This is a genomic window from Saccharopolyspora sp. NPDC047091, assembly GCF_040643635.1.
Lineage (GTDB): Bacteria > Actinomycetota > Actinomycetes > Mycobacteriales > Pseudonocardiaceae > Saccharopolyspora_C.
The window spans coordinates 65,401-73,569 of the sequence record NZ_JBEYUS010000027.1; the positions used below are offsets into that span (position 1 = coordinate 65,401).

The following is an 8,169-nucleotide window of genomic DNA, read 5'->3' on the forward strand; positions in this document are numbered from 1 at the left end:
TCCTCAGCCCAGCAGTTCCGCCACCGCGCGCGCCGTGTCCGGATACCCGCCCAGCAACGCCGCACCGGACGGTTCGGCGACCGGCCACCCGCCGGTGCACCCGAGCAGCTCCGCGACCGCGTCGCAGGTCGCCGGGTGCGCGGCAGGCAGCTCCGCCCCACCGGACCCGCCGCTCGCCGGGAGCGGCACCGCCGGCGCCGGTTCGGCCAGCCACGGCGGCACCCACCGGTCCAGTTCGGCGAGCCGCCCCGGGAACACCCGGCCCGCCTCCCGGATCAGCAGCGGCGCAAGCTCGGCGCCACCGGAGCGCAGCGTGGTGATCAGCATCGGCAGCCACGGCACCAGCACCCGGTCCGGCAGCACCCGGAACGCCTCGGACACCGATTCCACCACGAAGTCCGCCAACCCCGGCACCGGTTCCAGGGCGTGCACGAAACCGCTCAGGTACCGCGGGTACGCGGGCAGCACCATCGGGTTCGCCAGCAGCTCGGCGCACCGCGCGCGCAGGTCCGCGCGGGACAGCAGCCCGAGCCGCAGCTGCGCCGCCCACAGCAGCGCGACCTTCGCCGGCTCCACCGGGTGCGACTGCGCCACCGCCAGTTCCAGCTGGGTGCGGTCGCAGCCCAGCGACAGCGCCAGGCCTTCCATGCCGAACAAGAACCCGAGCATCGCCGCCACCTGGCCGACGCCCGCCTCCTCGTCGGTGAACGCGGTCGGCAGCAGCGTGCAGTAGTGCGCGTACCCGGTCCGCACGAACGATTCGATCCACGGCGGCAGCGCGGGTTCGCTCGTCCGGTAGTGCGCCAGCAGCCGCCGCACCCGGCGCAGCACCTCGGGGGCGCCGTCCGCGGTGCGCTCGGCGGCGAGGACCTCCAGGGCGCGGACGCCGAGCTCGTTGGCGAGCCGGTTGCCGCGCAGCAGCAGCGTCGCGTCCTCCACGGCGGCCAGCACGCTCGCCGCGGTGGCCTGCGGGTCGTGCGCGGCGCGGCGCAGCCGCTGCTCCAGCACCTGCTCCAGGCTCACCCCCTCGTAGCCGAGTTCGACCAGCGCCCGCTGGTGGGTGCCGAGCGCGAGGTCCCAGGACTCCTGGATGGGGCGTTCGCCGAGCCGCCGCTCCCCCATGATCGGCCGGGCCGCGCCGCGCGGCAGCAACCGGTGCAGCATCCACAGCACGTCGGAGCAGCGTTCCAGCTCGGGGCGGCCCGCGATGTCCAGCAGCGCCCGCTGCACGCCGCGCCGCTCCAGCGGCAACCCGAGCGGTGCCAGCCGGTCGTGCAAGTCGCGGGCCAGCGGCGGCAGCGCCGCGTAGCCGACCTTCCCGACCCGGTCGCCGCCGAGCATGTTCTCGACGATGCGGCGGACGTCGCGGCGCCCGGGCACCACGTCCTTCTCGATGCAGGTGATCGCCGCGTCCTGGAAGTCGTACGGGGTGGGTCCGGCCCGGTCCCGCATCCCGGCGAGCAGGATCGAGGTCTCGAACACGGCGATGGCGTCGGCGGTGGAGGCCAGGTACCCGTTGCGGCGAGCGGCGCGCACCACCTCCACCGACCAGGAGCGCAGTTCCGCCTCGTCCAGCCGGTCCAGCTCGGGCGGTCGCCGCAGGAACCCGGACAGCTTGTCCGCGGGTTCCGCGGGCGCCACCGGCGGTGCGGGCTCGAGCGGTTTCCCACCGGCCTGCCCGGTGAGCCGGAACGGGCGGACGCGCTTGGACTGCTTGGCCCACTCGCCCGCGGCGATGGACACCGAACCGCCCGCCAGGCCGAACTGCGCTTCGATCGAGGCGTGGCTGGACGGGATCAGCCCGTGCTGCCAGCTGGTCCCGCTCGGCGGGTCGATGCGGTGCCCGGTGGCGCCGTGCACGCCGAACTCGGCGACGCGGCTGGCGGCGTGCACCGCGCCGCACACGTGGATGCCGTCGGCGGGGTCGGTGCCGGACGCGGCGAGGTGCTCCCGGATCCGGGTCCACATGTGCCGTTCCCGCTCTTCGTCGAGGCGCAGCCGGGGCGATGCGGCGGGCGTGAGGCGGCGGAACAGGCTGCCGATGAGGAACAGCACCTGCCGGTAGGTGTCGTGATCGCCACCGGCGAGCGGCACTTCCACGTACTGGTGCCACCACTCCGACCAGTGCCGCACCCGGCCGTTCCGCAGCAGGTGCTCCTCCAGTTCGGCGAACCGGGGGCGCAGGTCGCCGAGCTCGACCCCGATCGCGTCGCCGTGCAGCGCGGCTTCCTCGTCGGCCGGTTCGGCGCCGGCTTCGCGGTCGGCCTGCTGCTGGAAGACGTGATCGCTGGAGCGGTCCACCAGCACCAGTTCGACGCCGGGCGTGTCCAGCGCGTAGGCGATGGCCTGGTACTCGGCGGAGGCCTCGGTGATCGGGGCGACCACCGACAGCGGCGACCATTCGATCGGGAGGCCGTCGACTTCGGTGGCGAACGCCTGCACCGCCACCGGCAGCCGGCAGTGGCGCAGTTCGGGCAGCACCGGTGCCATGTCCTCGCACAGCTCCAGGTACACGACCGAGGGCCGTTTCTCCCGCAGCCGTCGCGCCATCGCGACCGCCGATGCCGGGGAGTGGTGGCAGACCGGGAAGATCTCCAGCGGTTCCCGCTCGGCGCGGTCCACGTCGTCGACGAGGCCGAGCAGGATCTCCTCCAGCGCGCCGGGCCCGTCGGCGAACGCGGCGGCGGCCTCCCGCAGCCGGGTGCGCAGCGGGTCGAACGGCGCGGTCACGAGAGGGTGGCGATCGCGTCGCGCCCGCCCGCCAGGAATTCGGGCCAGCAGCCGCCTTCTTCGTCGCTGCGCGGCTCCACGACGCCGTGCAGGTACTTGTTGAGGATGGCGAGGTCCTCCGGTTCGCGGCGGGCCAGCGAGCCGACGAGCGAGGAGGCGAGGACGCGGGCGCTGAGCGCGCGGTCGCCGAAGAAGTTGCTCTGCAGGATCGCGTCCTCCAGCACGCCGATCTGCTCGGCGGTGGACAGCGCCGATTCGAGCTTCTCGTCGTCGCTGCCCGCGGCGGCCGCGGCGGCGCGCAGATCGCCGAAGCTGCGCAGCAGCACGTCCAGCAGGGTCGGCGGCACGTCCAGCTCGATCCGGTGGCGCCGCAGCAGTTCCTCGGTGCGGAACCGCACGATCTCCGCTTCGCTCTTCTTGTTCGTCACCACGGGGATGCGCACGAAGTTGAACCGCCGCTTCAGCGCGGAGGACAGGTCGTTGACGCCGCGGTCGCGGCTGTTGGCGGTGGCGATGATGGAGAAGCCGGGTTCGGCGAACACGATGCCGTCGTCGTCGAGTTCGGGCACCGAGATGTACTTCTCGGACAGCACGGAGATCAGCGCGTCCTGCACGTCGCTGGTGGCGCGGGTGAGCTCTTCGAAGCGGCCGATGGCACCGGACTCCATCGCGGTCATGATCGGCGAGGGGATCATCGATTCCCGGGACTGGCCCTTCGCGATGACCATCGAGACGTTCCAGGAGTACTTGATCTGGTCTTCGGTGGTGCCCGCGGTGCCCTGCACGACGAGCGTGGAGTTGCGGCAGATCGCCGCGGACAGCAGTTCGGCCAGCCAGCTCTTGCCGGTGCCGGGGTCGCCGATGAGCAGCAGTCCGCGGTCGGAGGCGAGGGTGACGATGGAACGTTCCACGAAGGTGCGGTCGCCGAACCACTTCTGCTGGACCTCGCGGTCGAGGCCGTCGGCGGGTTCGGAACCGAGCACGAACAGCCGGACCATCTTCGGCGACAGGCGCCAGGAGAACGGTTTCGGTGCGTCGTCGATCGACTCCAACCAGTCCAGCTCCTCCGCGTACTTGATCTCGGCGGGAGCTCGCAGCAGTTCGGACATGGCCGGCCTTTCTCGGAATTCTGGGAGTTCTCGGGTTTTCTCGGTGCGGGAGCGGTGGTGCGGTCAGGTGAGGAAGGTCTTGAGCTCGTGCACGAGCTTCCGGATGTGCCCGGAGATGACCGGGGTGCCGAGGTCCTTGAACCGCTCCCGGAACCACGGGTTGACGCTGCCGCGACCGGAGCCGGACACCGAGCCGACCGGGATGAACTTGGTGCCGGAGCGGTGCAGGGCGGCCATGCCGTCGAAGACCTGCTCGCCGCGCCACTCGTAGAAGTCGGAGATCCACACGACCGCGGTGTTGCGCGGTTCGGCGATCTTCGGCTGGACCTGCGCGAGCGCGGCGGTGCCGTCGGTGCCGCCGCCGAGGTCGGTGCGCAGCAGCGCCTCGAACGGGTCGTGCACCCACGGGGTGAGGTCGAGCGCCCGCGTGTCGTAGGCGATGAGGTGCACGTCGACCTTGGGCAGCCCGGAGAAGATGGACGCGAGGATGGTGCAGTTCACCATCGAGTCGACCATCGAACCGGACTGGTCGACGACGACCACCATCCGCTGCGGCGTGGTCTTGCGGGCGGTGCGCCGGTAGTACAGCCGGTCGACGTGCAGCCGCTGCGATTCCGGGTCCCAGTTGGTGAGGTTCTTCCAGATCGTGCGGTCCAGGTCGAGGTTGCGGAACACCCGCTTCGGCGGCACCGAGCGGTCCACCGCGCCGACGCTGGTGCGCTCGACCTGGGTGCGCAGCACTTGCGCGACCTCGTCCACGTAGCGGCGGATGAGCGATTTCGCGTTGGCGAGCGCGGTGCCGGACAGGTTGTCCTTGTCCCGCAGCAGCTGCTCGATCAGCGACATGCTGGGGTTGAGCCGCGCGGCGAGGTCCGGGTCGGCGAGCACCTCCCGCAGGTGCATCCGGTCGACCAGGTCGGCTTCGATGGCGTCGAGGTCGGGGCCGATCGGCGGGACCGGGGTGCCGAGGTCGGGTGTGCCGCCGCCGGTCCGCCGCGTCCCGGGCGGTCCCCCGGCTCGGGCGCGCAGCCCGCCGGGTTCGCAGCCGAGCGCCGCTTCGAGCCGGCCGACGTCGGACTGCCAGTTCGACAGCTGCCCGGCGGTGACCGCACCGGTGCCGGTGCCGAACACGTTGAGCAGCAGCTTCGACAGGAGCGCGGCGCGGCGCACTTCGGCGGCCCGGTCGCGCTCGTCGGCCCGGTCGCGTGCCTCGGCCGAGGTGGATTCGCCGTCCGCCGCCGGTTCGCCGTCCGCCGCCGGTTCGGCTCCCGCGGCCGGTTCGGCGTCCACGCCCGGTTCGTCGACGAGCGGCGCCGCGAGTTCCTCGGCGAGCTCGGGATGGCGCTGCACGAGCGCGTCGACCGAGACCTGCGGGTCGAGCAGCGCGGCGGGGAGGCCGATGTCGTCGAGGACGGCGACGCTCGCCGATTCCAGCGCGGGCTGCTCCTCCTGGTCGAAGAGCCGGGCCAGCAGCCGCCAGTAGAGGACTTGGCGGCGGTTCTCGTCGGAGGCGGGTGTGGTCATGTGCGCAGCAACCTCCCGGCCCGTTCGCGCAGCGCCGCGGCGGCGTCGGTGGCCGCTTTCTCCGCCTTGGCCCCGGCCTTGTCAGTGGTGCCGCCCGCCCAGGCTCCGGCGTGCACGGCGGTGGTCTTCTTCCGCTTGGTGGTCTCGACGGCCAGCGGCTGGACGCGGAACTCGCCGGCGTCCCAGCGCAGCAGGCCGATGCACGCGTGCGAGGCGGCGACGGTCTCGGCGGTGAGCGGCCCGGCGGCCGGGGCTCGGTCGGCGTCGACGGGCAGCGCGTGCCCGGCGAGTGCGAACACCGGCCGGTCGTCGCGGGTGGTGGCCGTGTAGCCGTCGAGGAAGACGGGGACCGCGATGCTCGCGGGGTGCCGGTCCAGCGGGGCGGCGGTGCGCTCGGTGGCGGCGGGCAGCACGGCGCGGGCGGTGGCGAACGGGTCGGCGGGCTCACCGGTGCGGGCGCGCGCGTCGTCCCAGATCAGGTCGCCCGCGGCGGTGATCGGCATGTCGGTGAGCTCCAGGCTGCGGCCGTCGCCGAGCGCCGCGAGCGCGGACAGGTGCGGGCGCAGCAGCTGCCAGGTCCCGGCGCCGACGACGGTGTCGGGTTTCGGCGCGGAGGCGGTGGCGCGCACCAGCAGCGGTGCGCCGCCGTCGGCGGGTTCGAGCACCGCGTGCACCTGGGCTTGGGCGGCGGTGGGGTGTTCGTGCAGGTCGACGCCCAGCGGCAGCAGCCGTCCGCTGATGGGGGTGGTCCCGGGCGCGGTGGCGGCGCCGGGGAGCGTGAGCAGCACCGCGCGGGACCACAGGTCGGCCCAGCGGCGGGCCGGGACGTGTTCCAGGGCGGCGCCGGGGCAGCTCGCGGCGAGTTCGGCGGCGAACCCGTCGAGCAGCGCGGCGGGGCGCCGCAGCTCGGGTTCGGCGAGCAGCGCGGTGGTGACCTGCGCGGCGCCGCCGATCAGGTCGTGGTCGATGCCGCGCCATCCGGCGCGGGCCAGGTCGGCGAGCCAGCTGCGGGCGGCGGCGAGCAGGTTCACCGGTTCACCCCCGGCGACGGGCGTGCCGTGGTCTTCGCGGGTGCGGCCGGTGGCTTCGGTGGCGCGTGCCAGCAGCGCGTCGTGCGCGGCGCCGAGCAGCGCGGTGCGGGCCCCCGCGAGCGCGGTGAAGTGGTCTTCGCCCGCGGCTCCGGCGGCGGCCTGCCGAGCCGCTTCGGCGACGGTGGCCGCCAGCGGGGTGCCCGCGACGGCGGCGGCGAGCAGGGTGAGGCCGTCGCCGTGCGGCCGCAGCAGGCCGGTGGTGAGCACCTGGTCGAAGGCGTCGACGGCGGCGAGCGCCTCGTCGAGCCCGTCGACGGGGCCGGGGAGCAGGTCGGCGCGCATCAGGACACCGCCCGGGTCGCCGGGAACCAGTGCATCTCGGGCAGCGGTGCCGTCACCGGCGTCAGTTCCAGGTAGGCGAGGTGGCGCAGGAACCGGCTGAACACGGGCGCGGCGGTGGCCGCGTCTCCCTGCGGCGGGTTCCCGCGGTCCACCAGGTCGGCGAGCGCGGTGTCGTCGGCTTCATCCGCGGGGAGGTCGACGCGGAGGTAGCGGGCGACGCGCTCGGGACCGTGCTGCACGACGGCTTCGGCGATCAACGTGCGGATGTGGTTGCAGAGCCCGCCGCGCAGCCCGCCGCAGGGCCGGTTGTTGTTGGTGCTGCAGGTGAACGCGTGGCTCCCGGCGGCGACCGACGAGACGTACACGCGCGCCACGTCGGAGCCGCTGGAGACCACGCCTTGCAGCCGCCCGTCGGCGAGTTCCACGAACGGCACCTTCGCGAGCTTGCGCGGCCGCGCGGGTGGCACGACCCGCGCGGTGCTCGACGTTCCCCAGGCTGTCAACGACCTACTCCTCCGCGTCCCCGTGCAGTGCGGAGGAACATACCCACACCCACCGACAACACGAGATCAGCCCAGTTCACAGCCCTCGGAGCACAGTGGACCCGAACACGCCGGTGCTCCCGCCGCCCGGCCGGAACCGAGCAGGACGGGAGCACCGGCACCACAACGCGGAACCTGCTCAGCAGCGGCGCAAGCCGTCGTCCTTCCCATCAGCGGCGCAGCCGCTGAGCCGACGACCACCCGAGCAACCGGCACCGCAGCGGGTTCTCAGCGTTCTCCTCGCGAGGACGGCGTTTTCTCCTGTGGCGGAGCCACCGGTGAAAACGATCCCGCAGCGAGGGAACCGCTGAGGTTCCGCCACCCGCCCCGAAAAACAAACCGAGTCAGAACACCACAACAGACCGAAGAACTTCGCCGTCGTGCATCTTGGCGAAGGCGGACTCGACCTGGTCCAACGAGATCTCCTCGGTCACGAACTTCTCCAACGGCAACCTGCCCTGGAGGTACATCTCCACCAGCATGGGGAAATCACGACTCGGCAAGCAATCCCCATACCACGACGACTTCAACGCACCACCCCGCCCGAACACCTCCAGCAACGGCAGCTCCAACTTCATCTCCGGAGTCGGCACCCCCACCAACACCACCGTCCCCGCCAGATCCCGCGCGTAGAACGCCTGCTCATACGTCGCAGGCACCCCCACCGCATCGATCACCAGATCCGCACCGAACCCACCCGTGAGCTCCCGCACCGCCTCCACCGTGTCCACCTCGGCCGCATTCACCGTGTGCGTCGCACCGAACTCCCGCGCCCACGCCAACTTCGCCGGATCCCTGTCCACCGCGATGATCCGCCGCGCACCCGCGAAACTCGCCCCCGCGATCGCACCATCACCCACACCACCACACCCGATCACCGCAACCGAATCA

Annotated in this window: 6 protein-coding genes; all 6 read right to left on the reverse strand. The window is 72.7% G+C overall.

Annotated features, from left to right (window positions below):
- Positions 1 to 3 precede the first annotated feature (3 nt).
- A complete protein-coding gene (locus tag ABZ805_RS14490; protein WP_358439470.1) occupies positions 4 to 2,730 on the reverse strand; it encodes a hypothetical protein in 2,727 nt (908 codons plus the stop codon).
- The gene (locus tag ABZ805_RS14495) at positions 2,727 to 3,839 is read right to left on the reverse strand and encodes an AAA family ATPase (RefSeq protein ID WP_358439473.1); all 1,113 of its coding nucleotides are present in this window, start codon (positions 3,837 to 3,839) and stop codon (positions 2,727 to 2,729) included. Before ABZ805_RS14495 ends, ABZ805_RS14490 begins: the two co-directional genes overlap by 4 nt.
- A 63-nt stretch (positions 3,840 to 3,902) precedes the next feature.
- Entirely contained in the window at positions 3,903 to 5,363 is a 1,461-nt protein-coding gene (locus ABZ805_RS14500) for a VWA domain-containing protein (protein WP_358439476.1), read from the reverse strand.
- Positions 5,360 to 6,736: a hypothetical protein gene (locus ABZ805_RS14505; protein ID WP_358439479.1), complete on the reverse strand. Its 1,377-nt coding sequence runs from the start codon at positions 6,734 to 6,736 to the stop codon at positions 5,360 to 5,362. The genes ABZ805_RS14500 and ABZ805_RS14505 overlap by 4 nt, the downstream gene beginning before the upstream one ends.
- Entirely contained in the window at positions 6,736 to 7,239 is a 504-nt protein-coding gene (locus tag ABZ805_RS14510) for a hypothetical protein (protein WP_358439482.1), read from the reverse strand. The genes ABZ805_RS14505 and ABZ805_RS14510 overlap by 1 nt, the downstream gene beginning before the upstream one ends.
- A 383-nt stretch (positions 7,240 to 7,622) precedes the next feature.
- Positions 7,623 to 8,169 (reverse strand): zinc-binding dehydrogenase (locus ABZ805_RS14515; protein ID WP_358439484.1); only part of this gene is annotated, 547 nt, incomplete at its 5' end.